This window comes from Micromonospora humidisoli (genome assembly GCF_016900955.1).
GTDB classification, from domain to species: domain Bacteria; phylum Actinomycetota; class Actinomycetes; order Mycobacteriales; family Micromonosporaceae; genus Micromonospora; species Micromonospora wenchangensis.
In genome coordinates, this window is sequence record NZ_JAFEUO010000003.1 from 180,849 (window position 1) to 207,228 (window position 26,380).

Genomic DNA, 26,380 nt, shown 5'->3' on the forward strand with positions numbered 1-26,380 from the left:
CTATGCCGAGCCTCGTGTCCCCCGTCGACAGCAAGCCGGACGGTCGAGCAACCCCGACTGGCAGTTCCACGGGAGAAGCGACCGGCCGCGTACCCACTCGGGGTACGCGGCCGGAAACGACGATCAGGGCAGGCTCGGGCGGACGGGGCTGTGCCGGCGTGCCGGACGGTCGTCAGTCCTCGGGTTCCGCCTGTTCTTCCTCACCGACGCCGATGATGCCGACGATCCGCTCCAGATCGTCCACCGTGGCGAACTCGATCGTGATCTTGCCCTTGCTCCGGCCGATGTCCACCTTCACCCGGGTGTCGAACCGGTCGGAGAGTCGGTCGGCCAGGTCGGTCAATGCGGGCGCGTGCGGCTTGGCCCGACGCTTGGCGGCCGGCGTCTTCGTGGGGCCGTCGCTGAGCGCCAGAGCAACGATCTCCTCGGTTGCCCGCACAGAGAGTCCTTCGGCGACGATGCGCAGGGCGAGCTGCTCCTGTGCCTCCGACTCGTCGAGGCTGAGCAGCGCACGGGCGTGGCCGGCCGACAGCACACCGGCGGCCACCCGACGCTGGACCTGCGGGGGCAGGTTCAGCAGTCGGATCGTGTTCGAGATCTGCGGCCGGCTCCGTCCGATCCGGCGGGCCAGTTCCTCGTGGGTGGCGCCGAACTCCTCCAGCAGTTGCTGGTACGCGGCGGCCTCTTCCAGCGGATTGAGGTTGGCCCGGTGGATGTTCTCCAGGAGCGCGTCCCGGAGCATCGCGTCGTCCTTGGTTTCCCGGACGATTGCCGGGATGCTCTCCCGGCCGACCGCCTGGGCGGCACGCCAGCGCCGCTCGCCCATGACGAGTTCGTACTTCTCGCCGTCGAGCTGACGCACGACGATCGGCTGGAGGAAGCCGACCTCCTGGATGGAGGTCTTCAGTTCCTCCAACGCCTCCTCGTCGAAGACGTGCCGGGGCTGTTTCGGGTTCGGCACGATCGCGTCGACGGAGATCTCCGCGAAGCGCGCGCCGGGCACCGGGCTGAGTTGGGGTTCCTCGGGCGGCGGCGCGCTGACCGTCGGGGTGGGCATCGACAGGGCCGGGCTCACGGGATCGGCGGACGTTTCGATCACCGGACGCGCCGGGTCGACCTCCACGGGCATGGTCGCCGTGGCCGTGCTGCTCTCCTGCACAGGCCCGGTCGGGATCAGCGCACCGAGCCCTCTACCCAGACCGCCCCGTGGACGGTTCTTCATGCGACGCCTCCCAGCGACTCGTCCGCACTACGCATTCCGGATCACCGGCTCCTTGGCACCGCGCTCGGCAATCTCCTGGGCGGCCTCGAAGTAACTCGTGGCCCCCCGCGATCCGGGATCGTAGGTCATCACAGACTGCCCGTAGCTCGGGGCCTCCGACACGCGGACGTTGCGGGGAATGACGGCCTGAAGGACCTTGTCGCCGAAGTGGTTACGGACGTCCTGTTCCACCGCGTCGGCCAGCCGGGTACGGCGGTCGTACATGGTGAGCAGGATCGTCGAGACGGCCAGCTTCGGGTTCAGGTGCTGGCGTACCAGATTGATGTTGTTTATCAACTGGTTCAGCCCTTCCAGCGCGTAGTACTCGCACTGGATCGGGATCAGCACCTCCTGGGCGGCCACCAGAGCGTTGACCGTCAGCAGTCCGAGGGAGGGCGGGCAGTCTATGAACACGTAGTCGAAGTGCCCCGGGTACGCCTCGATGGCCCGGTTCAGCCGGGACTCCCGAGCGACCACCGAGACCAGCTCGATCTCCGCGCCGGCCAGGTCGATGGTCGCCGGCACACACCACAGGTTGGGGATGCCCTCCACCTCCTGGGCGACCTCGGCCAGCGGCACGCTGTCGATCAGGCAGTCGTAGACGTCCGGCACACCGGTATGGTGCGGGACGTTCAACCCGGTGGAAGCGTTGCCCTGCGGGTCGAGGTCGACCACCAGCACCCGGTTCCCGTGCAGGGCCAGGGCCACCGCCAGGTTCACCGTGGTCGTGGTCTTGCCCACGCCGCCCTTCTGATTGGCAACGCACATCACCCGGGTCCGCTCGGGACGGGGCATGGTCACCTCGCCACTCGGATTAAGGATCTGCACGGCGCGCATCGCCTCCATAGCCAACGGTGGATCATCCTCTTCGCGCGTCGGGGTTTCACGTGAAACGTACGCGGCCTGCGCCGCACCGGCGGCCCCGGGAGCGGGGGCACCGATCACGGTCACGGCATCGGGCACCGCGCCGGGAGAGGGCTGTACGGGCACCGGTGGCGTGTTGCCGTGCACCGGTGTATCGAAGCGCGAGGATGCCCCCGCGTTCCGTCGTACCGCGGTGGTCGCCCGGTCGTCCGGGGCGTTGACCGGTCGACCGTCGGGCCCGGCCGGCACGGGGGGCGGTGGCACGTACGACTCGGGCACCGGACGGGCGGCACCGACCGCGGGCGGCTCCCGGCGTACCCCCGGGTCGTGCTCCGACGGACGGATCATGGGCTGCCCGCCGGTCGTCCAGCCCTGCTGATGGTCGGTTTCACGTGAAACAGGGTCCACGCCTGAGCCCGGCCCCTCGGGCCGGTTCACCCGTGGGTCGTCGTACCTGCCGTCGTCATGCACCTGTCATCCCTACCCGCTCCGGATGGTCGGTCCGCACCCCGTCTCGCTTGCCGTACACGCGCTCACACCGCGGGGCGTACGGCCCGGCGGGGGCGATCGGTACCCGGTGCCCCGAACATCCGCCCGCCCCACACTATCGACGCGCGGTCAGCCTACGGGGGACGGGCGCGGCGGGTCCATCTTCGTTGTCGGATGGATGGATGCTCCCCCACCCGTCGGGCAGTCCGTGACACCGTGTGGCGCTCCAGACCGACAGGTCAGGGTTCAGCGGACGCGCTTGCGACCGCCACGCGACCGCTTCGGGGCCTTCTTCGCGCCAGGAGCGCGGAGCACCCGCTCCCGGACGATCTCCACCACGGTGGTGGGCGGGTCGAGGAGGTCGGCTCCGCAGAGTCGTACCGTCGGCTCGCCGCCGCCCAGCGCGGCGACCGCCCCGGCATGTTCGACGATCTCGTCCGCTACGGAGGCCCCCTTGAGGGCGATCAGCCGCCCACCGGGGACGACCAGCGGCAGGCTCCAGGTGGCGAGCCGGTCCAGCGGCGCCACCGCGCGGGCGGTGGCCACGTCGGCGGTGAACGGGCCGACACCGCTCGCTCCGGTGGACGCCTCGTCGGCCCGGCCACGGAACACCCGGACGGTCCTGGCCAGCCCGAGCCGTTCCACCGTCTCGACGAGGAACGAGGTACGCCGGGCCAGCGGCTCGACCAGCACGACGTTGAGGTCCGGACGGGCGATCGCCAGCACCACCCCGGGCAGTCCGGCACCGGAGCCGACATCGATCACGCTGGCGTCCTCGGGGATCAGTTCGGCGACGGCCGCGCAGTTGAGCAGGTGCCGGTCCCAGATCCGGGGTGCCTCACGGGGGCCGATCAGGCCGCGTACCACTGCGTCGGTGGCGAGCAGTTCGGCGTACCCGGTGGCCAGGTCGAGCCGGTCACCGAAGAGCGTCCGCGCGGCGGCGGCCAGCCCGGTCGGGAGCGCGGCGTCCTGCGCCGAGGGTACGGGCGGCTCGGGCGACGGCCCGGGTGGCGGTCCACCCGGGCCGGCAGCGGTATCGGTCGTGGCGTCGTCGGTGGACACCAGTTCAGTCCGCCGGCCGGACGACGATGCGTCGGGTCGGCTCGACACCCTCGGACTCGCTCTCCACGCCGCTCATCGCGTTGACCACGTCGTGCACGCACTTGCGCTCGAAGGCCGACATCGGCTCCAGCCGGACCGGCTCACCGTGCTCCTTGACCTTCTCCACCGCGTTCTTGGCGACCGCGGCGAGTTCCTTGCGCCGGGTGGCGCGGTAGCCACCCACGTCGAGCAGGAGCCGGCTCGGCGAACCGGTCTGCCGGAACACCGCCAGCCGGGCCAGCTCCTGGAGCGCCTCCAGGGTGGCACCCCGCTGGCCGACCAGGTTCTGCAACCGGCCGCCGACCACCTCGACGACCGGACGACCACCGGATACCAGCTCGTCGATGTCGCCGTCGTAGTCGAGGATGTCGAGCAGGCCCTCGATGTAGTCGGCGGCGATCTCGCTCTGGGCGAACAACTCGCCTTCGCCTGCGGACTTCTTCTCCCTGCCGCCGTCGGCGGGCTCACCCTCACCGGTCGCGGCGGTCGGAACGGTCTCCTCGTCGAGCGAGGCGTCCGCGCTGGGGATGCTGGTGTCGGTCACGGTGTCATCTCCGTACTAGCTCGGCCGGACCGTCGGGTCCGTTGGTCTCCCGGGACGGCCGGCGGAAGGGGGCCGGTCGACACGGGCACGTCTGGTAGGGGCAGTCCCGGCTGCCGCGTCGGGCGCGGCGCATCCGGCCCGGCGCCGGCCGTCACGGCGGCTGCGCGGTACCGGAGGCTGCCGCCGGTCGTGCCGGCGGCAGCCCGGCTGGCTCAACCCTGGCGCTTGGCCGGGCCCTTCTTCGGGTTGGCCGGCTTGGCACCGGGCTTCGGCCCGGCGACCTTCGGCGCGGCGGGCTTGGCCGGCACCTGCGCGGCGGGCTTGTTCCGGTTGAGGAAACCACCGGACTTGGCCGGCTGCACCGGGTTCCGACCACCCGGGGTCGTCGCCTTGGTGCCGGTGACCCCCTTGTTGGTCACCAGCGGCGGGAACTTGCGGAGCACCCACTGCTGCTGGCCGAGGGTGAACAGGTTGTTGGTGACCCAGTAGATGATCACACCGATCGGGAAGATCGAACCGGAGACCAGCAGGGAGAGCGGGATGCCGTAGAGCATCAGCCGCTGGATCATCCGCTGCTGCGGGTCCTCGGCCCAGCCGGTCTTGAGGATCATCTGGCGGCTGGTCAGGTAGGTGGTGCCCATCATCACCAGGACCAGGATGCCGGCGATCACCTTCACGGTGGTGCCGTTCGCACCGAGGCGGGCCAACTCGTCGGCGGTGGAGCCGAACTTGCCGGCGATCGGGGCGGTGAAGATCTTGGCACTGGAGGCGCTGTCGAACTGCTCGGCCGTCCAGCCGTAGAGGCTCTTGGCCTCCTTGGCCGGGTCGAGCCGGCGCAGCACGTGGAACAGGCCCAGGAAGACGGGGATCTGGAGGAACATCGGAAGGCAGCCCATCAGCGGGTTGGCCTTTTCCTTCCGGTAGAGCTCCATCATCTCCTTCTGGAGCGTCTCCCGGTCACCCTTGTGCTTCTCCTGGAGCTCCTTGACCTTGGGCTGGAGCGCCTGCATCGCCCGCTGGGACTTGATCTGCTTGACGAAGACCGGGAAGAGGATCACCCGGACGGTGACCACCAGGAAGACGATGGCGAGAATCCACGACCAGTTGGTGCCGAGGACCGCGTCGACAGGCACCCCGATGGCGTCCCACGCCGAGTGCCAGGTCAGCAGGATCCACGAGATCGCGTAGTAGATCCAGTCGAGACTCAATTCTCAGACTCCAGTCACGTCGGCGCGTCGGCGGCGGCCCGGCTCCGGCACCGGGTCGTGTCCACCAGGGTGGAAAGGGTGGCAGCGCGACAGCCGCCGGACCGTCAGGCCGGCTCCCCGCAGTGCACCGTGACGGGTCACCGCCTCCAGGGCGTAGGCACTGCACGACGGGTAGAACCGGCAGCGGGCCGGCAACGCCGGACTTATCCAACGACGGTACGCGATGATAGGGCCACTGAGCATCCGGGCACCCATGCTCCGGCGCGGCGGCGCGATCGGGCTGTTGCTCACCGCGGCCTCCGCGGCTTGGGCTGCCGGGCGGCGGCGATGGCCGCGTCCAGATCGCCCGCCAGCCGGAGGTACGGCGTCCCGGCCGCGGTGGGCAGGGCGCGTACCACCAGGGTGCTGCCGGCGGGCAGGGTGGCCAGCCGCTCGCGGACCAGGTGCCGCAGCCGGCGGCGGACCTTGTTGCGGACCACGGCGGGGCCGACGGCCTTGGACACGACGAAGCCGGCGCGGCTCGACTCGGAGATCAACTCCGGGTCGGTGGTCCGCGCCGGCTCCGGCGAGGTTGTCCCGATGGGTGTGGCCGCGGTGGATGTGGAGGCCGCCGGCAGCGTCAGGTGCACGACGACCGCGCCGCGACCGACGCGTCGACCACCCCGGACCGCTGCGGCGAAGTCGGTGCTACGCCGCAGTCGTTGTGCGGCCGTCAGCACGACTGTCCACGTCGCCGGACCGGTCGGCCTCAGGCCGACAGGCGGGCGCGACCCTTGGCGCGGCGGGTCGACAGGATGGCGCGGCCGGCCCGGGTGCGCATGCGCAGCCGGAAGCCGTGGGTCTTCGCGCGCCGGCGGTTGTTCGGCTGGTAGGTGCGCTTGCTCACGTCAGGCTCTCCGTTTTCGTACGTCCCCGGTGCGGGTTCGCCCGGGGTCGTTTGATGGACCAGACCACCTCGCCGGTGGCCTCCGATCGGTGCTGCCCGGCGGCACGGAACCTCGGCGGGCGAGGCGGCGACCACGGACAGCGAGCACCCATCACCCTAGCAGAGGGCGACAGAGCAGCCCCTCCAGCCTACGCAGGGGGGCAATGCCCGTCAAACCGCCCTGGGCTGCGGCTCCGCAGGTCGGTACCGCCGCCGATCCGGCCCCGCGTCCCGGTTCCGACGGGGCGTCGGGGCGGTGTCGGTTGATGGCGGCCCGCCGTCGCTGTTACCGTGCGCGTTTGCGGTCAGCTTCAGGTCCGGGTTGTCGTTCGGAGTGCAAGACCGGACCCGGCAGTGAATCGTTCGGCACGGTGAACCCGCTTCAACGCCCTCGCGACAAGGGGGGCAGGTCCGACCCGCGTCCGGCGGGCGGCCACAATCGGTCGGTACACACAGGCTGTGGATAACTTGTGGATGCCGGCCGGTCAGCCGTCCGGTGGGTGAGAGGTACCACCCGCTCGAACGCGGTGGCGGGCCCGGCACGATCCGCTGGACCACAGCGGCGGCCGGGAGCAGAGGCGAGGGGGTGGCACGACGGTGGCCGGAACGATCGACCTTGCCGCGGTGTGGACCGCGGCGACGGACGAACTCGCCGACGAGATCATCTCCGCCCAGCAGCGTGCCTACCTCCGGCTGACCCGGCTGCGGGCGATCGTCGAGGACACCGCCCTGCTGTCGGTGCCGGACGCCTTCACCCGGGACGTCATCGAGTCCCGGTTACGGCCGGCCATCACCGAGGCGCTCACCCGTCGGCTGGGCCGCCCGATCCAGGTCGCGGTCACCGTCCGGATCGCCGAGGACGCTTCCGGGCGACCCGCCGGCACCGTCTACCGCAGCGGGCCCGAGGCCGCCCCGGTGGTCACCGGACCGTCCGTCGACGATCATCCCGGCTTCCGGTCGCCGGCCTACGACGACCCCGCGCCGCCGTACCAGCGGGAGGCCCGGCCGTCGGAGCAGGCCGGGGAGGAGCCGCCACCGGCCGGGCCGCCGGAGCGCGACGGGCACCGCCCGCCCCAGGTACCGGTGAGCCGCGACGGCGGCCAGGACACCCTCTTCGGCGTCGCCTTCGCCGAGCCCCCACCGCACCACCCCGCCCCTGAGCGGCACGGGGTCGAGGAACGCCACCGCCCCCCCGGGCCGGACGCCGACCCGCGCGGCTACGAGCCCGCGTACCGGGACCAGGGGCGCGCGCCGCGTGACCCGCAGGGTCCGCGCGGCCTGGCCCGCGACGGCACCACCGACAGCGGGCCCGGTCGGGCCGGCGTCGACCACCGCCCCGGTGCCGGTGACCGACGCCCCGGCGGTACGGAGTCCAGCGGCAACCGGCTCAACCCGAAGTACATGTTCGAGACGTTCGTCATCGGCTCGTCCAACCGGTTCGCCCACGCGGCGAGCGTCGCGGTGGCCGAGTCACCGGCCAAGGCGTACAACCCGCTGTTCATCTACGGCAGCTCGGGGCTGGGCAAGACCCACCTGCTGCACGCGATCGGGCACTACGCCCAGACGCTCGGCAACGCCCGCTCGGTCCGGTACGTCTCGACCGAGGAGTTCACCAACGATTTCATCAACTCGCTGCGGGACGACAAGACCAGCGCGTTCCAGCGCCGCTACCGCGACGTCGACATCCTGCTGATCGACGACATCCAGTTCCTGGAGAACCGCGAGCGGACCCAGGAGGAGTTCTTCCACACCTTCAACACGCTGCACAACGCGAACAAGCAGATCGTGATCACGTCCGACCGCTCGCCGAAACAGCTGGCGACGTTGGAGGACCGGCTGCGGACCCGGTTCGAGTGGGGGCTGCTGGCCGACATCCAGCCGCCCGACCTGGAGACCCGGATCGCGATCCTGCAGAAGAAGGCGGCCCAGGAGCGGCTGTACGCCCCACCGGACGTGCTGGAGTTCATCGCCTCCCGGGTGTCGAACTCGATCCGGGAACTGGAGGGGGCGCTGATCCGGGTCACCGCGTTCGCCAGCCTGACCCGCTCCAACGTCGAGCTGTCGCTGGCCGAGGAGGTGCTGCGGGACTTCATCCCCGACGGCACCGGGCCCGAGATCACCGCCGACCAGATCATGGTCTCCACCTCGGAGTACTTCGGGGTGAGCCTGGAGGACCTGCGGGGGCACTCGCGCTCCCGGGTGCTGGTGAACGCCCGCCAGGTGGCCATGTACCTCTGTCGGGAGCTGACCGACCTGTCGCTGCCCCGGATCGGGCAGGCGTTCGGCGGTCGGGACCACACCACGGTGATGCACGCCGACCGGAAGATCCGTCAGCAGATGGCGGAGCGGCGCTCGCTCTACAACCAGATCGCCGAGCTGACCAACCGGATCAAGCAGAACACCTGAGACGTACGCCACTCCCGCTGCACCACCGACGCCCGGCCGATCCCCTCGGCCGGGCGTTTGCGTGGCGGTACGCCCCGGCGAGGTTGACCCTCGACCGGGTCGAGGGGCCACGATCCGGGTATGACGGCGTCGTCGTTGTCCACAGGACCACCCGGTTGTCCACACCCCCTGTTCCACAACCGGTGGATAACCACGCTCCGTCCGGAGCCGGTTACCCACAGACTGTGGACAAACCCTGGGGACAGTGCTGTGGACGGCTGGGGACAACCTCGGCGTTGTCCACCGACGACGGTGGGCCTGTGGGCAACCTGTTGAAGGTTCTGGGGACGACGGCGGTCCGGGCCGGACCGGTTGTCCACAGCGCTGGGGGTAAACCCGGTGGATTACCGGTGGACAACCGGTGGACAACGGTGGACAACTCTGGGGACACCGGGTGCCTGTGGAGGGCGCAGGGGGTTTACCCCCCGGTTCTCCACAGCGAACCCACCGGTGGATAACGTGTCTGAGCTGCGACGACGCGAGTTACCCACAGTTTGCACAGGTGCGATGAAGACGATGAGTTATCTCTTCTGAAGAATCAAAAACCAATCATCACCGTTGGACTTCCTGTGGATCGGGCCGCAGCGTTGCCGTCGGCAGTCGCCCCGGCACCGGAAGCACGGGGTCGGGCGCACAGCCGATGCCCACGCGCCCTAAGGTGCGATGGGTACCCGCACGGTCGGGCGGGACGGTGGGCAGCGGTCGGCATGAGAGAGTTGTCGCTGACGTCGACGCGGAGGCATTGATGAAGTTCCGAGTGGAGCGCGACGCGCTCGCCGAAGCGGTGGCGTGGACCGCGAAGAGCCTGCCCAGCCGGCCGTCCGTACCGGTGCTCGCCGGGGTGATGCTGCGGGTCACCGACGGCAACCTCCAGGTCTCCGGCTTCGACTACGAGGTCTCCAGCCAGGTGACCGTCGAGGTGCAGGGCGACGCCGACGGGGCCGCCCTGGTCTCCGGCCGGCTGCTCGCCGAGATCACCAAGGCGCTGCCGGCCAAGCCGGTCGACATCGCCGCGGTCGGCGCCCACCTGGAACTGGTCTGCGGCAGCGCCCGGTTCACCCTGCCCACCATGCCGGTGGAGGACTACCCGGCCCTGCCGGAGATGCCGGAGAGCGCCGGCACCGTGGAGGCCGCCGCGTTCGCCGCCGCCGTCGGCCAGGTGGCCATCGCCGCCGGCCGGGACGAGACGCTGCCGATGATGACCGGCGTCCGGCTGGAACTCTCCGGCGGCACCCTGGCGATGCTCGCCACCGACCGCTACCGGCTCGCCCTGCGCGAGATGGAGTGGAACCCGGACGACCCCGAGATCAGCATCAACGCGCTCGTTCCCGCCCGCACCCTGAACGACACCGCCAAGGCGCTCGGCCCGCTCGGCGGCCAGGTGACCATGGCGCTGTCCCAGGGCGGTGCCGGCGAAGGCATGATCGGTTTCTCCGGCGGCACCCGCCGCACCACCAGCCGGCTGCTCGACGGGGCCAACTACCCGCCGGTCCGCTCGCTCTTCCCGGCCACCAGCAACGCCGAGGCCCGGGTGCCGGTGAGCACCCTGATCGAGGTGGTCAAGCGGGTCGCCCTGGTCGCCGAGCGGACGACCCCGGTGCTGCTCAGCTTCAGCTCCGACGGGCTGGTCGTCGAGGCCGGCGGCACCGAGGAGGCCCGCGCCAGCGAGGCCATGGAGGCCACCTTCACCGGCGAGCCGCTGACCATCGGGTTCAACCCGCAGTACCTGATCGACGGCCTGGCCAACCTGGGGGCCCAGTACGCCCTGCTGCGCTTCGTGGACGCCTTCAAGCCGGCGGTGATTTCCCCCGCAGGTGAGGATGGCGAGGTCATCCCTGGGTACCGGTACCTCATCATGCCGATCCGCGTGTCCCGCTGATCGGCACCGGCAGCACCCGGACGCACGGAGGTAGGAGCAGATGCAGCTCGGCCTGGTAGGACTCGGCCGGATGGGCGGCAACATGCGCGAGCGGTTGCGCGCCGCCGGCCAGGAGGTCGTCGGCTACGACCGCAACGCCGACCGCAGCGACGTCACGAGCCTCGCCGAACTGGCCGACAAGCTGCAGTCACCCCGGGCGGTCTGGGTGATGGTCCCCGCCGCCGTCACCGACGCGACGATCGACGCGCTCGCCGAGGTGCTGGGCGAGGGCGACATCATCATCGACGGCGGCAACTCGCGGTTCAGCGACGACGCCCCCCGGGCCGAACGGCTGGCCGCCCGGGGCATCGGCTACGTCGATGTCGGCGTCTCCGGCGGGGTCTGGGGCAACGTGAACGGCTACGCCCTGATGGTCGGTGGCGCGCAGGAGCACGTCGACCACCTGATGCCGATCTTCGAGGCGTTGAAGCCGGCAGGTGACCACGGCTTCGTGCACGCCGGCCCGGTCGGTGCCGGCCACTACGCCAAGATGGTGCACAACGGCATCGAGTACGGCCTGATGCACGCCTACGCCGAGGGTTTCGAGCTGCTCTCCGCCGCCGAGATGGTGACGAACGTGCCGGGGATCATCAAGTCCTGGCGGGAGGGCACCGTCGTCCAGTCCTGGCTGCTCGACCTGCTCGACCGCGCGTTGGACGAGGACCCGGACCTGGCCACGTTGACCGGGTACACCGACGACACGGGCGAGGGGCGCTGGACGGTCGACGAGGCGATCCGGCTGGCCGTCCCGCTCAACGTCATCACCGCCGCCCTGTTCGCCAGGTTCTCCTCCCGGCAGGACGACTCGCCCGCGATGAAGGCGGTCGCCGCGCTGCGCCAGCAGTTCGGCGGGCACGCCGTGCACAAGCGCTGAGCGGCATCCACAGGCTGTGTACGTCCGCCGGCTCGAACTGGTCGACTTCCGCTCGTACGAGCGGGTCGGCGTCGATCTGGAGCCGGGGCCGAACGTCCTGACCGGCGCGAACGGCGTCGGCAAGACCAACCTGGTCGAGGCGTTGGGCTACGTGGCGACCCTGGACTCGCACCGGGTCGCCACCGACGCCCCCCTGGTCCGGCTGGGGGCGAGCGCCGCCGTGATCCGCTGCGCGGTGGTGCACGACGGCCGGGAACTGCTGATCGAGCTGGAGATCGTTCCCGGAAAGGCCAACCGGGCCCGGCTCGGGCGCTCTCCGGCCCGGCGGGCCCGGGACGTGATCGGCGCGCTGCGACTGGTGCTGTTCGCCCCGGAGGACCTGGAACTCGTCCGGGGCGACCCGGCTGAACGCCGCCGCTACCTCGACGACCTGTTGGTGCTCCGGCAGCCCCGGTACGCCGGGGTACGCGCCGACTACGACCGGGTGGTCAAGCAGCGCAACGCCCTGCTGCGTACGGCGTACCTGGCCCGCAAGACGGGCGGGTCGCGCGGCGGTGACCTGTCGACCCTGGCGGTCTGGGACGCCCACCTGGCGCGGCACGGGGCCGAGCTGCTCGCCGGCCGGCTGGAACTGGTCGCCGCGCTCACCCCGCACGTGGCCAAGGCGTACGACGCGGTGGCGGCGGGGGCCGGGGCGGCGGGCATCGCGTACCGGCCGTCGGTGGAGCTGACCGGGGTGGGCACCGACCGGGAGGTGCTGGCCGAGGCCTTGACCACCGCGCTGGCCGAGTCCCGGTCGGCCGAGATCGAGCGGGGCACCACGCTGGTCGGGCCGCACCGCGACGACCTCGTGCTCACCCTCGGCCCGCTGCCCGCCAAGGGGTACGCCAGCCACGGCGAGTCCTGGTCGTACGCGCTGGCGCTGCGGCTGGCCGGGTACGACCTGCTGCGCGCCGACGGGATCGAACCGGTGCTGGTGCTCGACGACGTCTTCGCCGAGCTGGACACGGGCCGCCGGGAACGGCTGGCCGAACTGGTCGGCGGGGCCGGTCAGCTCCTGGTGACCTGTGCGGTGGACGACGACGTCCCGGTGGCCCTGCGCGGCACCCGGTACGCCGTCGGGGAGGGGACGGTGCGTCGTGTCGACTGAACCGGAGCAGCCCGCCGGGTCGACGGGCCGCCCGGGGCGCACCGCCCCGGGCGGGGCACGCGGTGCGCGTACCCCCGGGGGAGCCGGTGGGGGTGCGGACGGCGCGCGGGGCCGACCGGCCGGGACCGGCGCGGACGCCGGGGCCGGTGGTTCGGAGGCCACCTCGCGGGGCCGCGACGGGGCCGGTGGTGGTGCGGGTTCCGGCGGAGCGTCGGGTGCCGACGCCGGGGCGGCGCAGGCGAGCGGGCCGGAACTGGCACGGGCGGTGCTGGACGCGGCGCGGGCCCGGCGGGAGTCGGCGGCCCGTAACCGGCGGCCGGGGGTGACCGGCGCGGCCGACGGCGGTGGGCGACGGCTGCGCGGCTATTCGGGGCCGGGACCGGACCCGCGTGACCCGCAGCCGTTGGGCGCGGTGCTGGAACGGCTGATGAAGGCCCGGGGCTGGCAGCAACCGGCGGCCGAGGCGACCGTCTTCGGCGCCTGGGAAAAGGTCGTCGGGCCGGAGATCGCCCAGCACAGCCGCCCGGTCAAGCTGGAGGACGGCGAGCTGACCGTGGAGGCCCGATCGACCGCGTGGGCCACCCAGCTGCGGTTGCTGGCCGGGTCGCTGTTGAAGCGGATCGCCGGGGAGGTCGGCCACAACGTGGTGCGCAAGCTGCACATCCACGGGCCGGCGGCGCCGTCCTGGTCGCGTGGGCCACGCCGGGTGCGTGGTCGGGGGCCGCGCGACACCTACGGCTGACCCTCACCGTTCGGCGCGGCGGGCCTCCCGCTCGGCGCGCTTTCGTTCGCGCTGCTCGCGGCTCCACTGCTTGCGTCGTTCCAGGTCCTCTTTCCAGGCGTCGCGGGCCTGCCGGGAGCCGCCCTGCACCGCGCCGGCCACCTCCGGCGGGCCGGCCAGGTTCTTGAACGCCCAGGCCAGCAGCCGGCCACCCTCGCCAGGTGCCTTCGCCGCCGGTTTGTCCTCGCTCATCGGCACCGACCCCTCCTCGACGATTGGTGTACCAACCATTGGTACACCAATCGTTGGTAGCATCGCAACGGCGACGAGGAGGAGCACACGTGGACGGACAGCCCGACGGGGACCCGCTGGCCCTGGAGGAGCAGGTCTGCTTCGCGCTCTCCGTCGCCGCCCGGGGCGTCGTCGCGGTCTACCGGCCGCTGCTGGAGCCGATGGGGCTCACCCACCCGCAGTACCTGGTCATGCTGGCGCTCTGGCAGTACGCGCCGCTGTCGGTCCGGGAGCTGAGCCGGCTGCTGCAACTCGACCCGGGCACGCTGTCGCCCCTGCTCAAGCGGCTGGAGGTGGCCGGCTACCTGCGCCGCGAGCGGGACCCGGCCGACGAACGCAGCCTGGCCGTGTCGCTCACCGGAAGCGGTCGGGCGCTGCGCGCACGCGCCGAGCAGATCCCGCCGGCGGTCGTCGCCCGGCTCGGGCTGCCGCTGGCCGAGCTACGCGACCTGCACGCGGCGTTGACCCGGGTGATAGCCGCCGCCAACGGCGCGGTCACCGCCGCACCCACGCCGCCGGACAGCTGACCCCGCTGCCGGGTCGGCTCAGGGCTGCGGACCGGGACGACGGCCGGGCTCGGCGTCGGCGTAGATCGCGAACCCCCGGTCGGCGCAGCGCCGGTAGAAGGCGGCCAGCACGCCCAGCTCGGCGCAGGTGAAGTCCCACTGCGGCGGGTCGCCGTTCTCGTCGCGCAGCCGGTCGAGCCGGCTGCCCAGCCAGCGCAACTGCTGTTCGGCCAGGCGGCCGTCACCGAGCAGGGCGCGGAGCACGTCGCTGACCGACTCGAAGGTCACCGTCTCGCCGTGCGGCCGGTGCTGGGCGACGAACTTCTCCACCCCGCCGGCGATCCAGGCACAGCCGTCCGGGTCGATCACCGGGTCCTCGTCCTCGGCGGCGGCGTCGGTGGCGTAGAGCACATTTTCCAGCCCGAGGATCAGGTCGACCAGCTCGGTGTAGGCGGTCGCCCGGACCGTGCCGGTCTTGGCGATGTGCTCGGCGAGCGCGGCGGTCGGCGCGGAGATGCCGGGGATGTCGACGATCTCGCCGAAGTCGACGAACTCGGCCGGCGCGACCGGATCGTAGAAGCGGCCGGTCCGCGGCCAGTGCACCGCGACATTGTCCAGCCCCATCTGGTGTCACCTTTCGAGAGCACGTGTCGGATCGATCGGGTCCATCGTCCCGGTTACGGGTGGAAAAGATCAAGACGAGCGACTTCGTCGCGCGCCGCAAAGCTACGGTACGACCACCGCCCGACGCGACCCCGTGCCGCCCGGCGAGCCGGACGATCCGGTGGCGGCGGGCACGGAAACCGGACCGGGGCGTGTAGGGGGAGTCGCGGACAGCGAGATTCGGCCGGCTACGAGGGTCTGAGCCGCCTTCAAGGGGTGCCGAGTGGCGGTTCTGTCGTGTGCGCACAGTAAGATTGACGCTGAGACGACGACCTGACGCGGTGCGACGGACAGGGGCCCTCACCGGCACCTGATCAACGTCCCGGGTCGGGTCTGGCCGATCGCGATCCGCGGGCAACCGCGGCGACCGGCGCGCACGATCCGCGACCGCCCTGCGGGGCTCTCGCCGTGCACGCCGACGTCGCGTCCTGTCCGCCGAACCCGCGCCCCCGCGCCCCGGCGCGGATGGTGCGAGAAAGTGGCCGAGGGTGGCAGCGCAGGACAAGCAGGATTACGGCGCAGAGTCGATCACCGTCCTCGAAGGGCTGGAGGCGGTCCGCAAGCGACCCGGCATGTACATCGGGTCGACCGGCGAGCGTGGCCTGCACCACCTGGTGTGGGAGGTCGTGGACAACGCGGTGGACGAGGCGCTCGCCGGCTACTGCGACACCATCGACGTGGTGCTGCTCGCCGACGGCGGGGTCCGGGTCACCGACAACGGCCGTGGCTTCCCGGTCGACCTGCACCCGAAGCTCAAGAAGCCGGGCGTCGAGGTCGCGCTGACCGTGCTGCACGCGGGTGGCAAGTTCGACGGCAAGGCGTACGCGGTCTCCGGTGGTCTGCACGGCGTCGGCGTCTCCGTGGTCAACGCCCTCTCCACCCGGATGGCCGTCGAGATCCACAAGTCCGGCCACGTGTGGCGGCAGAAGTACCACAACTCCAAGCCGGAGCCGCTCGACAAGGGCGAGACCACCGACCGCACCGGCTCGGCGGTCTCCTTCTGGCCGGACCCGGACGTCTTCGAGACGGTCGACTTCGACTTCCAGACCATCTACCGCCGCCTGCAGGAGATGGCCTTCCTCAACCGGGCCCTGTCCATCCACCTGCTCGACGAGCGGGTCGCCGAGGGCGAGGAGGGCAAGCCCCGCGAGGTCACCTTCTTCTACGAGGGCGGCATCGCCGACTTCGTCCGGCACCTCAACGCCTCGAAGAACCCGATGCACAAGACGGTCGTCGAGTTCGCCGCCGAGGAAGAGGGCATGTCGGTCGAGATCGCCATGCAGTGGAACGAGTCGTACGGCGAGTCGGTCTACACCTTCGCCAACACGATCAACACGCACGAGGGCGGCACCCACGAGGAGGGTTTCCGGGCCGCGCTGACCAGCGTGGTCAACCGCTACGGCACCGACCGCAAGCTGCTCAAGGGCGACGAGAAGCTCTCCGGCGAGGACATCCGCGAGGGCCTGGCCGCGATCATCTCGGTCAAACTGGCCAACCCGCAGTTCGAGGGCCAGACCAAGACCAAGCTGGGCAACACCCCGGTCAAGAGCTTCGTGCAGCGGGTCTGCAACGACCGGCTGGTCGACTGGTTCGACCGCAACCCGGCCGAGGCCAAGACCATCATCCAGAAGGCGTCCCAGGCGGCCCGGGCCCGGATCGCCGCCCAGCAGGCGCGCAAGCTGGCCCGCCGCAAGTCGCTGCTGGAGTCCGGCTCGATGCCCGGCAAGCTGGCCGACTGCCAGTCCACCGACCCGCGCGAGTCCGAGGTCTTCATCGTCGAGGGCGACTCGGCCGGCGGCTCGGCCAAGCAGGGTCGCGACCCGCGTACCCAGGCGATCCTGCCCATCCGCGGCAAGATCCTCAACGTGGAGAAGGCCCGGATCGACCGGGTGCTCAAGAACAACGAGGTCCAGGCGCTGATCACCGCGCTGGGCACCGGCATCCACGACGACTTCGACATGGAGAAGCTGCGGTACCACAAGGTGGTGCTGATGGCCGACGCCGACGTCGACGGCCAGCACATCCAGACGCTCCTGCTCACCCTGCTGTTCCGCTTCATGCGTCCGCTGGTCGAGCTGGGCCACGTCTACCTGGCCGCCCCGCCGCTCTACAAGATCAAGTGGAACAAGAAGGGCGACGACGCCCAGTACGCGTACTCCGACCGGGAACGCGACGGGCTGATCGCGCTGCGCCAGCAGAAGAAGCCCAACGCCAAGCCGGACGACATCCAGCGGTTCAAGGGTCTCGGCGAGATGAACTACCCCGAGCTGTGGGAGACCACGATGAACCCGGCCACCCGGACCCTGCGTCAGGTCACCCTCGACGACGCCGCCACCGCCGACGAGCTGTTCAGCGTGCTGATGGGTGAGGACGTCGAGGCCCGCCGCTCGTTCATCCAGCGCAACGCGAAGGACGTGCGGTTCCTCGACATCTGACGGCCCGGTCGGCCGGTGCCGCACCGGCCGGCCGTCGTCCACCGGGTTATCCACAGCCTGGCCGGTTTCCACAGCGTTATCCACAGCACGAACACGACTCTGAGTCTGATAAGGGTTAACAGTGACCGATACTCCCGAGTCCACCCCGAACGAGCCGGAAACCCCCGAGACACCACTCGCGGCGGTCGTCCAGCACGACCGGATCGAGCCGGTCGGGCTTGAGGTCGAGATGCAGCGCTCGTACCTCGACTACGCGATGAGCGTGATCGTCGGGCGGGCCCTGCCGGACGTGCGGGACGGGCTCAAGCCGGTCCACCGCAAGATCCTCTACGCCATGTACGACTCGGGTTACCGGCCGGACCGGGGCTACGTGAAGTGCTCCCGGGTCGTCGGGGACGTGATGGGGCAGTTCCACCCGCACGGCGACTCGGCCATCTACGACGCGCTGGTCCGGATGGCCCAGCCCTGGGCGCTGCGCTACCCGCTGGTCGACGGCAACGGCAACTTCGGCTCGCCCGGTAACGATCCGGCTGCCGCGATGCGCTACTGCCTGACCGCAGACGTCCGCATTCGTACCGCCGACGGCAGCGTGCGGCTCGGCGACATCGTGCCGGGCGTCGCGCCGAGCAGCGAGACCGACGTCGACCTCAAGGTCCGCGACCGCAACGGCGACCTGGTCCGCGCGTCGAAGTTCTTCCACTCCGGCGAGCACCCGACGCTGCGGCTGCGCACCCGCGAGGGGTACGAGCTGACCGGCACCCACAACCACCCGGTGCTCTGCCTGGTGGACGTGGCCGGGGTGCCGACCCTGCTGTGGAAGCTGCTCGCCGAGATCTCCCCGGGCGACCGGGTGGTGCTCCAGCGGACGGTGCCGGACGAGATCGGCTACCCGACGCTGGAACACGTCGAGGCGGCCGTGCTCGCCGGCGCGTTTGTGTCGGAGGGCTGGGTGTCGGCGGCCCGCGCGGGCTTCAACAACGTGGACCGGGACTACTTCCTGCGCGTCGTCGCCGCCTACGACCTGGCCGTCGGCGGCCCCCGGTACGTCAGCGAGCGGGTGATCGCCTCCGGCAGCACCCTGCACGAGCTGGACGTACAGGACCTGTCGGCGCTGCGCGCCAGCATCCTCGGCGAGTTGGCCGGAGCGCGCAGCGCCGCGAAGTTCGTGCCCGAGTTCGTGTGGCAGGGGCCGGCCGCGATCAAGCGGGCGTTCCTCCAGGCGCTCTTCGAGGGTGACGGCTCCTCGTCGCTGCTGCCGCGCAACACCATCCAGGTCTCGTACTCGACCCGCAGCGAGCGGTTGGCCCGCGAGGTCCAGCAGTTGCTGCTGGAGTTCGGCGTGATCAGCCGACAGACCCGGTACGACGACGGCGAGATCAAGGTCGTGGTGACCAACCGCCGGGACGTCCGGATCTTCGCCGCCCACGTCGGCTTCCTCGGCCGTAAGCAGGCCAAGCTGGAGTCCGAGCTGGCTCAGGCGCCGGCGAGCAGCACGGCGCTGTCCAGCGACCATGTGCCGCTGGTGGGCGACTTCATCCGGGAGCACGGCGCGACCCGCTGGACCGAGCGCGACTGGCTGCGCCGGCACAACGTCGACCGCATCGAGCGTTGGGAGCGGGACCGCGACGAGATCGCCGCCCGGATCACCGAGGCCGGGGTGCTCGACGTGGTCGAGCCGCTGGTCGACGGCCGGTTCTACTACGCCGAGGTGACCGAGATCACCGACGCGGGGGTGCAGCCGGTCTACAGCGTCCGGGTGGACACCGAGGACCACTCCTTCGTCTCCGACGGCTTCGTCAGCCACAACACCGAATGCAAGCTCGACCCGCTGGCGATGGAGATGCTGCGGGACATCGACGAGGACACCGTCGATCTCCAGGACAACTACGACGGCCGGGCCAAGGAGCCCACCATCCTGCCGTCGCGCATCCCCAACCTGCTGGTCAACGGCTCCGAGGGCATCGCGGTCGGGATGGCCACCAAGATCCCGCCGCACAACCTGCGCGAGATCGGCGCGGCGGTGCAGTGGTGCCTGGAGAACCCGGAGGCCGACGAGGCGACCACCCTCGAAGCGCTGCTGGAGATCGTCAAGGGTCCGGACTTCCCGACCCACGGGCTGATCGTCGGTCAGTCGGCCATCCAGGACGCGTACCGGACCGGTCGCGGGTCGATCCGGATGCGCGCCGTGGTAGAGGTCGAGGAGGACAAGCGGGGCCGGCCGGCGCTGGTGGTCAGCGAGCTGCCCTACCAGGTCAACCCGGACAACCTGGCCGAGCGGATCGCCGAGCTGATCAAGGAGGGCAAGCTCGGCGGCATCGCCGACATCCGGGACGAGTCGTCCGGGCGTACCGGCATGCGGATCGTGCTGGTGCTCAAGCGCGACGCGGTCGCCAAGGTGGTGCTGAACAACCTCTACAAGCACACCCAGCTCCAGGAGACCTTCGGCGCCAACATGCTGGCCCTGGTCGACGGGGTGCCGCGCACGCTCAACCTGGCCCAGTTCATCAGGTACTACGTCGAGCACCAGATCGAGGTGATCCGGCGGCGGACCGCGTTCCGGCTGCGCAAGGCCGAGGAGCGGGCGCACATCCTGCGCGGTCTGTCCAAGGCGCTGGACGCGCTGGACGAGGTGATCGCCCTGATCCGGCGGTCGCCCACGGTCGACGACGCCCGGCAGGGCCTGATCCGGCTGCTGGAGATCGACGAGATCCAGGCGACCGCGATCCTGGACATGCAGCTGCGCCGGCTGGCCGCCCTGGAGCGGCAGCGGATCCTGGACGACCTGGCCAAGCTCGAACTGGAGATCGCCGACCTCAAGGACATCCTCGCCAAGCCGGAGCGGCAGCGGAAGATCGTCTCCGAGGAGCTGAGCGAGATCGTCGCGAAGTGGGGCGACGAGCGGCGCACCAAGATCGTCCCGTTCGACGGTGAGGTCTCGATGGAGGACCTCATCGCCCGCGAGGACGTGGTGGTCACCATCACCCGCACCGGGTACGCCAAGCGCACCAAGGTCGACCTCTACCGCTCACAGCGGCGCGGCGGCAAGGGAGTGAGCGGCGCGACGCTGCGGCAGGACGACATTGTCAGCCACTTCTTCGTATGCTCCACCCACGACTGGATTTTGTTCTTCACCAACAAGGGCCGCGTGTACCGGGCCAAGGCGTACGAGTTGCCCGAGGCCAGTAGGGTGGCCAAGGGCCAGCACGTGGCCAACCTGCTCGCCTTCCAGCCGGACGAGCAGATTGCGCAGATCATCGAAATCCCGAACTACCAGGTGGCTCCCTACCTGGTACTGGCCACGAGAAACGGCCTGGTGAAGAAGACCCGACTTGAGGAGTTCGACTCCAACCGGTCCGGCGGCGTCATCGCGATCAACCTGCGCGATGAGGACGAGCTGGTCGGTGCCGTGCTCGCGGCGCCGGAGGAGGACCTGCTGCTCGTCTCCAAGAAGGCCCAGGCGATCCGGTTCAACGCCTCCGACGAGGCGCTGCGCCCGATGGGCCGGGCCACCTCGGGTGTGATCGGCATGCGCTTCACCGACGACGACGTCCTGCTGGCAATGGAGGTCGTCCGGGAGGGCCTGGACGTCCTGGTGGCCACGAACGGGGGATACGCGAAACGTACCCCCATCGAGGAATACCCGGTCCAGGGCCGGGGAGGTAAGGGCGTGTTGACTGCGAAGATCACCGAGCGCCGCGGTGGTCTGGTCGGCGCGGTCGTGATCGACCCGGACGACGAGCTGTTCGCGATCACCAGCAACGGCGGCGTCATCCGGACTCCGGTGAAGCCTGTACGCCGTACCCGTGACCGGAACACAATGGGGGTCAAGCTGATGGACCTCCCGGACGGCGTGACTATCGTGGCGATTGCTCGCAATGCCGACGAGCCTGACGAACAGGACTAGTTGAATGACGGAGACACAGGCGAAGTCGGGGAACAAGGGGACCTCGGCCACCCCGGTCGACGAGGAGGCCGCCAAGAGCGGTACAACCCCCGCCGGCCGCGCCGCCGTGGGTCGGGCCACCGTCCCCGCCGACGCGCCTGCCCCGAAGTTCACCCGGGCACCCGGCATGGCACCGCCGCCGGACAAGCCCGGTGAGGGTTCGGGGACGACCGACAAGCCCCAGCCGACGGGCGGCACCGATGCGCCCTCGTCCGCCACCCAGCCGGTGGCTGCGGCGGCCCGGTCGAGCAACACGACACAGCCGATCACGGTCGGGGCCGCGACCTCCCCGTCCACGACCGGCACCCAGCCGAAGATCGGCGGTTTCCGGCCGAGCCCGGACACCACCCGTCCCGCCAACGGCGGCGGCCTGCCCCCGGGCATCGGTGGTGCGGCCGCCGTCGGTGCGGCGCGGGTGGGTGACGCGGTACGCGCCGCGCGTACCTCGGTCAGCTCGGCCGCCTCCCGGGGGCCGCGCCGGGCCCGGTTGAACCTCAAGCGGATCGACCCGTGGTCCGTGATGAAGTTCGCGTTCGCCGTCTCCGTGGTGCTCTTCATCGTGGTGGTCGTGGCGACCTCGGTGCTCTACCTCGCGTTGGACGCGATGGGCGTGTTCCAGAGCGTCAACGACAGCCTGACCGACCTGGTCAGCGCCAGTGGCGGGCAGGGCACCGACAGCGGCTTCCAGATCACCGCGAAGGGCGTCATCCTGACGTCCGCCCTCGTCGGGCTGGTCAACGTGGTGCTGTTCACCGCGCTCGCCACCCTGGGGGCGTTCGTCTACAACGTCTGCGCCGACCTGGTCGGCGGGATCGAGTTGACGCTCGCCGAGCGCGACTGATCCGACCCGACGCCGGGGCGCCGCGAACAGCGGCCGCCCCGGCGTCGTGCTTTCCGCCTGGCTCGGGGCGCTCGCTCGTGGGTCGATCCAGCCGTGGTCCAGGCCGCCCCGATACCGCTGTCTCCGCTCAACGGAATCGATCTCCGGCCCGGGGAGCGGGCGGAAAGGGCTCGCCCCGTCGCGGGCCGACCGGTACGGTCGGGAAGGCGCGGGAGCGTCGGCCACCCCGATTTGGGAGCGGACGACGCGATGGGTTAATCTTGCTCGTCGCCACGCGGGGCTATAGCTCAGTCGGTTAGAGCGCAGAGCTGATAACTCTGAGGTCGCTGGTTCGATTCCAGCTAGCCCCACCGCACACCGTTCCGACGGGCAGTCGAGTCGAGCGCGAGGGGTCGCCCCATGTTCAAGAAGCTTCTGTTCCTGGTCGGCATCATCGGCGTCGCCGCTGTGGTGGCCAAGAAGGTCAAAGAATCCAACGACGAGCGCGCCCTCTGGCACGAGGCCACCACCTCGCCCGACCTGCGCTGACCAGCCAGCACCCGGCGGCTCGACCCGCCCTCGGGGCCCTAGCTCAACTGGCAGAGCACTGCCTTTGCAAGGCAGGGGTTAGGGGTTCGAGTCCCCTGGGCTCCACCAGCATCACCCTTGACCAGGTGTTACAGCTCGTGAAGATCAACGGGCACATGATGGCCACAGGTCCTGGGGCCCGTGCAGCCTGGCGGCCGGTCACGCCACCGGCATAGCAGGCGGAAGCGATCGACAGCGGCAGCCGCCGGGCCGGACACGCGCGGGATACCGGGCACGCGCAGCACCCGACGCCGGCCGGACAACCCACGTGTACCTTCGCCGGCGCAGACCAACTTCGGCCAGGCTGACGGGTTGCGGTGGCTGCGGATCACCCGGCCATCTGCCACCCTGGGCTGTGCTGATTTACAAGATCCTGCTGCCCGCCGAGTGGGCCGAGTTCGAGGCCGCCGGCCGCTTCGACGGCTCACCGCTCGACCACCGCAGCGGCTTCATCCACTGCTCCTCGCGCGAGCAGGTGGGTGCGACCGCGCTGCGGTTCTTCGCGCAGGAGCCGGCGCTTGTGGTCGCCGCTTTCGACGCCCGGCTTCTCGGCGCGGCGGTGCGCTGGGAGGGCGTCCCCGACGGTGAGCCCTTCCCGCACGTCTACTCGGCTCTGCCGCTCGATGCTGTCGTCGCGGTCCACCAGGTGCCGGGCGCGTCGTCCGTGGACGGCGCGCTACCGCGGGGCTAGGTGGTCGGGACGTGGCGGTGCGGGAGGGTCGGCGGCCAACCGGTCGCGAAGCCGGGGGTGACGGAACTGGTAGACGGCACCGACCTGGCGGAGTACGCCCCGCTCGGCCGCGTCGCGGAGAAAGGCCATCGTCCGCCAGGGCAGCCGACCCCGCATCGCCAGGACGGCCCGCGCGATCGCATACTCGGTCCAGGCGCCGTAGCCCACCCAGCCGATCGCGAACGCGAGCATGTAGGCGACCGGGGACCGCAGTCCACCACCGAACAGCAGCGCCAGGGTGGCCCCCGCGACAAGCAGGGCGCCAGCGGGTGCCAGCACCGATCTGCGGTCGGCCCGCAAGGTGGCGAGGGGGTTGTCCGCGCGGGCGGGATCCTCGGCGATCACGATCTCGCGGGACGGGTCGTTAACCCTGTGTCGGTGGAGGCTCCAGACGGGAACGACCACGGCCGACGCCATCAGGCCGAGCCCACCGATGATGCCCGGCAGGCTGTCACCTGACAGATACCACAACACCACTCCCGAGCCGGCCAGCAAGGACGCCAGCATGAGCCTGACGGATGTCGTACGAAGGAGGTGCCGCAACCGGCGTCCACTGACCTGCACCCGGTGGATCGGCGTGGCCGGCACGAAGCCGAGTCGGGTCCGGAGTCGCTCACTCACCGCAACCGGCGTGGTCACGGCCGCGAACAGGACCGTAACGATGAGATTGCCGTGGACGAGCCACACCGACGCCCAGAACAGCAGATTCGTCACCGCGTACTGCGCCGGCCTGAGGAACCGCATTGTCCGGTGCAGCTGCCACCAGGCGATCTCGTGGGTATCCGTGTCGCGCAGGTGCCGCGCGAGGAAGCGCAGCCAACTCCTCGCATCGTCGGGATGCCAGGTCTCGTCCGTGTCCCGCCGACGGGCCGGCGTCGGCTGTGGTGGATAGGCGACCGACACCAGACCGTCGAGGAGGTGATTCTCGACGGCGGCCTGATCGGGGAACCGGACCCGGTCGCACAACTCGCGTGGGTCGGCGGCGGCACCGGCATAGGTGGTGCGGGCCAGCCAGACCAGCAACGGCGTGCGCAGGGCTCTGGTCAACGGCGCTTCCGGATCGGCATCCAGATCGAGAAACGTCTGCCCCCACCGACTGTTCACCCCTTCGGGGGCGAAGTACCCCCGGATGTCGGCAAAGGCGAGCGGCAACACCTCGACCACCGCGGCGCGGGACAGGCCGCGTTCCGCGCTCTCGACCGCCCTCCGGTACGGCGCGACGAGGCTGGTCACCACCAGCGGGACCGTGGACCCCAGCTCGTGCAACGCGTTCATCGTCTCTTCGCGTAGCCCGTCACCGATCATGTCCAGGCCCTGGATGACGGGCAGCACGAGGTTCCTGTCGACGAGGTAGGCCGCCAGCGTCCGGCGTCTACGGCTGCCGAAGAGGCGTTTGCGGGGTCCGGACAGGGGCACCGACGCTCGCAGATGCGGGTAGTCCCCGGCCAACTGCTCCGCCATCCAGTCGCGCAGGAGTTGCTTGCCCGGGTTCCACGTCCCGGCGGGCAACAGCACCGGGACCGGCTGACCGGGAAGCCGCTCCTTGAGCAGGGTGCTGACGAGCCTGGTGACCAGCACGGTCCGGCCCGACCCTGCCGCACCGAGGATCACCAGACGGCGATGGGGTAGCCGGTGGGTGAGCAGGTCGGCGAGATCGTCGAGGCCGCCGGTGGGAGGCTGTGCCGGGGTCAGGCCGAGCGATGACCAGGTGACCTCGCCCATCGACGCCTCGGCGACCTCGGTTGCCGCCCATCGCACCGGCAGCGGGCGGCTGAGCACCCCGCTGCGTTCCTCGTCCCGCTGACGTCGTACCGCCACCTCGTCGGCCAGGGTCTCCAGAGCTTTCGACAACAGGACGTCGCTCGAGTGGGTGGGCGGAACGCTCCCGTAGTTCACCTGGTTGATGGTGTTGTGGTCACCGAAGGCGGTCGGCCCGTGGGAGGTGTTCCCGGAGTAGACGTTCCCCGGGGCCGGGACGGGGGGTTCCTCCGGCTGGTCGGCAGGGGGGTCGACGGTACTCACCGCGGTGACCGCCCCGGACGGGTGTCGTCGGCGGAACCGTACGTCGTGACGGTGTTCCCGTTGCCGAACGCGGCCGGTCCGTGCGACGTGATGTGCTGGAACACCTGCCCGGCAGCCGGCGGTTGTGGCGTGCCGACCTCCTGAGGACGGTCCACCCGGTTCAGGTCCGTCCGTTCCTGCGGATCGGCGGGGAACGCGTCCGGCACGGTCGATGCGGCGGCATCCTGTCCCGGCACGAAGACCCAGGCGGGGGCCGCGAAACCCTTGTCTGGCAGGCTGGCGGTGATCGGCAGGAACTGATCCTGCGGCAGGTCCTGATACTGGCGGACGACGTCCTGATAGATCAGATCCGACACGACCAGCGCGACCTCCGCCCGGGGAAAGCGGCGCAGCATGCTCTTGAGCTGCGGCGAGTCGACCAGTCGACAGACGGTCACCACAGCGCTGCCGGCAAAGCCGTTCGCGCTGTCGAGATGGACCAGCCCCTGGTGGACGCCGACCCGCACCCGGACCCGGGCCTCGGCGGACAGGCCCTGGTTGTGCTCCCGCAACAACCGGTCCAGGAGCGGTGCGATCCGAAGGACCCGCCGCTCACTCGTCTCCGGCGGCAGGACCGCGAACTGGCTGTCACCGTTGTCTTGGCGCAACGTCCCGGGCAGCACGATGCCCAACTCCTCCCAGGCCGCCCGCATGACTTCTGTCAGTGCCTGCTGTGCGCGGTGTTGGAGCACATTGTTCCGCCCGCTGTAACGCTCGATGTCGACCATGAGGACGACGTGTCGGGTCGGGTTCCCCGCGTCAGCCACCATTCCACCCTTCGCTGGCAACATTGCCCGGTCGCGGAATTCCTACCAGTCGATGGCAAAGGAGAACCCGCCAAAA

Annotated in this window: 23 protein-coding genes and 2 tRNA genes; 13 read left to right on the plus strand and 12 right to left on the minus strand. The window is 70.6% G+C overall.

The annotated features are described in order from the left end of the window. Nucleotides 1-172: 172 nt before the first annotated feature. The 8 genes from JQN84_RS11470 to rpmH form a co-directional block, all read right to left on the minus strand. Nucleotides 173-1,222 (minus strand): ParB/RepB/Spo0J family partition protein, encoded by a 1,050-nt coding sequence (locus tag JQN84_RS11470; RefSeq protein ID WP_204958369.1) that lies wholly within the window; start codon nt 1,220-1,222, stop codon nt 173-175. A 27-nt stretch (nt 1,223-1,249) separates the two neighbouring features. Then, nucleotides 1,250-2,596 (minus strand): ParA family protein, encoded by a 1,347-nt coding sequence (locus tag JQN84_RS11475; RefSeq protein WP_307821165.1) that lies wholly within the window; start codon nt 2,594-2,596, stop codon nt 1,250-1,252. 264 nt (nt 2,597-2,860) lie between these two features. After that, on the minus strand, nt 2,861-3,562 hold the full coding sequence (gene rsmG / locus JQN84_RS11480; RefSeq protein ID WP_239485341.1) for a 16S rRNA (guanine(527)-N(7))-methyltransferase RsmG: 702 nt from the start codon (nt 3,560-3,562) through the stop codon (nt 2,861-2,863). A 118-nt stretch (nt 3,563-3,680) separates the two neighbouring features. Continuing rightward, on the minus strand, nt 3,681-4,259 hold the full coding sequence (locus JQN84_RS11485) for a Jag family protein (protein ID WP_145922477.1): 579 nt from the start codon (nt 4,257-4,259) through the stop codon (nt 3,681-3,683). A gap of 212 nt (nt 4,260-4,471) precedes the next feature. Then, a complete protein-coding gene (yidC, locus tag JQN84_RS11490; protein WP_204958371.1) occupies nt 4,472-5,467 on the minus strand; it encodes a membrane protein insertase YidC in 996 nt (331 codons plus the stop codon). 3 nt (nt 5,468-5,470) lie between these two features. Then, nucleotides 5,471-5,710, minus strand: a complete 240-nt coding sequence (yidD, locus tag JQN84_RS11495; RefSeq protein WP_204925644.1) for a membrane protein insertion efficiency factor YidD — start codon at nt 5,708-5,710, stop codon at nt 5,471-5,473. A gap of 44 nt (nt 5,711-5,754) precedes the next feature. Beyond that, complete coding sequence (gene rnpA, locus JQN84_RS11500) at nt 5,755-6,186, minus strand: ribonuclease P protein component (protein WP_204958372.1); 432 nt, start codon at nt 6,184-6,186, stop codon at nt 5,755-5,757. Between the two features lie 29 nt (nt 6,187-6,215). Further along, nucleotides 6,216-6,353, minus strand: coding sequence for a 50S ribosomal protein L34 (rpmH, locus tag JQN84_RS11505; RefSeq protein WP_007073824.1), 138 nt, complete (start codon nt 6,351-6,353; stop codon nt 6,216-6,218). A 636-nt stretch (nt 6,354-6,989) separates the two neighbouring features. Here rpmH and dnaA point away from each other — a divergent pair. The 5 genes from dnaA (at nt 6,990) to JQN84_RS11530 (ending at nt 13,521) form a co-directional block, all read left to right on the plus strand. Further along, a complete protein-coding gene (gene dnaA / locus JQN84_RS11510) occupies nt 6,990-8,798 on the plus strand; it encodes a chromosomal replication initiator protein DnaA (protein ID WP_204958373.1) in 1,809 nt (602 codons plus the stop codon). 784 nt (nt 8,799-9,582) lie between these two features. Continuing rightward, entirely contained in the window at nt 9,583-10,716 is a 1,134-nt protein-coding gene (gene dnaN, locus JQN84_RS11515; RefSeq protein WP_088643664.1) for a DNA polymerase III subunit beta, read from the plus strand. A 40-nt stretch (nt 10,717-10,756) separates the two neighbouring features. After that, complete coding sequence (gnd, locus tag JQN84_RS11520; protein ID WP_204958374.1) at nt 10,757-11,629, plus strand: phosphogluconate dehydrogenase (NAD(+)-dependent, decarboxylating); 873 nt, start codon at nt 10,757-10,759, stop codon at nt 11,627-11,629. A 16-nt stretch (nt 11,630-11,645) separates the two neighbouring features. Further along, nucleotides 11,646-12,779: a DNA replication/repair protein RecF gene (gene recF / locus JQN84_RS11525; RefSeq protein WP_204958375.1), complete on the plus strand. Its 1,134-nt coding sequence runs from the start codon at nt 11,646-11,648 to the stop codon at nt 12,777-12,779. Further along, the gene (locus tag JQN84_RS11530; RefSeq protein ID WP_307821167.1) at nt 12,769-13,521 is read left to right on the plus strand and encodes a DciA family protein; all 753 of its coding nucleotides are present in this window, start codon (nt 12,769-12,771) and stop codon (nt 13,519-13,521) included. Before recF ends, JQN84_RS11530 begins: the two co-directional genes overlap by 11 nt. Before the next feature lie 3 nt (nt 13,522-13,524). Here JQN84_RS11530 and JQN84_RS11535 read toward each other — a convergent pair whose 3' ends face one another. Further along, on the minus strand, nt 13,525-13,791 hold the full coding sequence (locus JQN84_RS11535) for a hypothetical protein (protein ID WP_239485264.1): 267 nt from the start codon (nt 13,789-13,791) through the stop codon (nt 13,525-13,527). A gap of 50 nt (nt 13,792-13,841) precedes the next feature. On the opposite strand from JQN84_RS11535, the gene JQN84_RS11540 reads away from it, so the two are divergent. After that, nucleotides 13,842-14,318 carry a MarR family winged helix-turn-helix transcriptional regulator gene (locus JQN84_RS11540; protein WP_204958376.1) on the plus strand — a complete coding sequence of 159 codons (477 nt, stop codon included), beginning with the start codon at nt 13,842-13,844 and terminating at the stop codon, nt 14,316-14,318. Nucleotides 14,319-14,336: 18 nt separating this feature from the next. Here the strand turns inward: JQN84_RS11540 and JQN84_RS11545 are convergent, their stop codons facing one another. After that, the gene (locus JQN84_RS11545) at nt 14,337-14,921 is read right to left on the minus strand and encodes a hypothetical protein (protein WP_204958377.1); all 585 of its coding nucleotides are present in this window, start codon (nt 14,919-14,921) and stop codon (nt 14,337-14,339) included. A gap of 527 nt (nt 14,922-15,448) precedes the next feature. Here JQN84_RS11545 and gyrB point away from each other — a divergent pair. The 7 genes from gyrB (at nt 15,449) to JQN84_RS11575 (ending at nt 23,437) form a co-directional block, all read left to right on the plus strand. Beyond that, complete coding sequence (gene gyrB / locus JQN84_RS11550; protein ID WP_204958378.1) at nt 15,449-17,395, plus strand: DNA topoisomerase (ATP-hydrolyzing) subunit B; 1,947 nt, start codon at nt 15,449-15,451, stop codon at nt 17,393-17,395. 121 nt (nt 17,396-17,516) lie between these two features. Next, nucleotides 17,517-21,299, plus strand: a complete 3,783-nt coding sequence (gyrA, locus tag JQN84_RS11555; RefSeq protein ID WP_204958379.1) for an intein-containing DNA gyrase subunit A — start codon at nt 17,517-17,519, stop codon at nt 21,297-21,299. Nucleotides 21,300-21,303: 4 nt separating this feature from the next. Continuing rightward, a complete protein-coding gene (locus JQN84_RS11560) occupies nt 21,304-22,179 on the plus strand; it encodes a DUF3566 domain-containing protein (protein WP_204958380.1) in 876 nt (291 codons plus the stop codon). 276 nt (nt 22,180-22,455) lie between these two features. Beyond that, a tRNA-Ile gene (locus JQN84_RS11565) sits at nt 22,456-22,529 on the plus strand. 49 nt (nt 22,530-22,578) lie between these two features. Next, complete coding sequence (locus JQN84_RS31345) at nt 22,579-22,707, plus strand: DLW-39 family protein (protein WP_211291697.1); 129 nt, start codon at nt 22,579-22,581, stop codon at nt 22,705-22,707. 32 nt (nt 22,708-22,739) lie between these two features. Then, a tRNA-Ala gene (locus JQN84_RS11570) sits at nt 22,740-22,815 on the plus strand. A gap of 286 nt (nt 22,816-23,101) precedes the next feature. After that, nucleotides 23,102-23,437, plus strand: coding sequence for a DUF952 domain-containing protein (locus JQN84_RS11575; protein WP_307821169.1), 336 nt, complete (start codon nt 23,102-23,104; stop codon nt 23,435-23,437). Here JQN84_RS11575 and JQN84_RS11580 read toward each other — a convergent pair. Both JQN84_RS11580 and JQN84_RS11585 read right to left on the minus strand, forming a co-directional pair. Next, nucleotides 23,423-25,498, minus strand: coding sequence for an NACHT domain-containing protein (locus JQN84_RS11580; RefSeq protein ID WP_204958381.1), 2,076 nt, complete (start codon nt 25,496-25,498; stop codon nt 23,423-23,425). The two genes, JQN84_RS11575 and JQN84_RS11580, sit on opposite strands and share 15 nt — an antisense overlap. Further along, on the minus strand, nt 25,495-26,265 hold the full coding sequence (locus JQN84_RS11585; RefSeq protein ID WP_239485265.1) for a hypothetical protein: 771 nt from the start codon (nt 26,263-26,265) through the stop codon (nt 25,495-25,497). Before JQN84_RS11585 ends, JQN84_RS11580 begins: the two co-directional genes overlap by 4 nt. Between the last annotated feature and the right edge of the window lie 115 nt (nt 26,266-26,380).

What these genes read in the sequence shown, in the direction of transcription:
- JQN84_RS11545 (WP_204958377.1), bottom strand. Translation starts at nt 14,921, where the DNA reads ATGGGGCTGGACAATGTCGCGGTGCACTGGCCGCGGACCGGCCGCTTC.
- JQN84_RS11470 (WP_204958369.1), bottom strand. Translation starts at nt 1,222, where the DNA reads ATGAAGAACCGTCCACGGGGCGGTCTGGGTAGAGGGCTCGGTGCGCTG.
- gnd (WP_204958374.1), top strand. Translation starts at nt 10,757, where the DNA reads ATGCAGCTCGGCCTGGTAGGACTCGGCCGGATGGGCGGCAACATGCGC.
- JQN84_RS11585 (WP_239485265.1), bottom strand. Translation starts at nt 26,265, where the DNA reads ATGGTCGACATCGAGCGTTACAGCGGGCGGAACAATGTGCTCCAACAC.
- JQN84_RS31345 (WP_211291697.1), top strand. Translation starts at nt 22,579, where the DNA reads ATGTTCAAGAAGCTTCTGTTCCTGGTCGGCATCATCGGCGTCGCCGCT.
- JQN84_RS11560 (WP_204958380.1), top strand. Translation starts at nt 21,304, where the DNA reads ATGACGGAGACACAGGCGAAGTCGGGGAACAAGGGGACCTCGGCCACC.
- JQN84_RS11535 (WP_239485264.1), bottom strand. Translation starts at nt 13,791, where the DNA reads ATGGTTGGTACACCAATCGTCGAGGAGGGGTCGGTGCCGATGAGCGAG.
- dnaN (WP_088643664.1), top strand. Translation starts at nt 9,583, where the DNA reads ATGAAGTTCCGAGTGGAGCGCGACGCGCTCGCCGAAGCGGTGGCGTGG.
- yidD (WP_204925644.1), bottom strand. Translation starts at nt 5,710, where the DNA reads ATGCTCAGTGGCCCTATCATCGCGTACCGTCGTTGGATAAGTCCGGCG.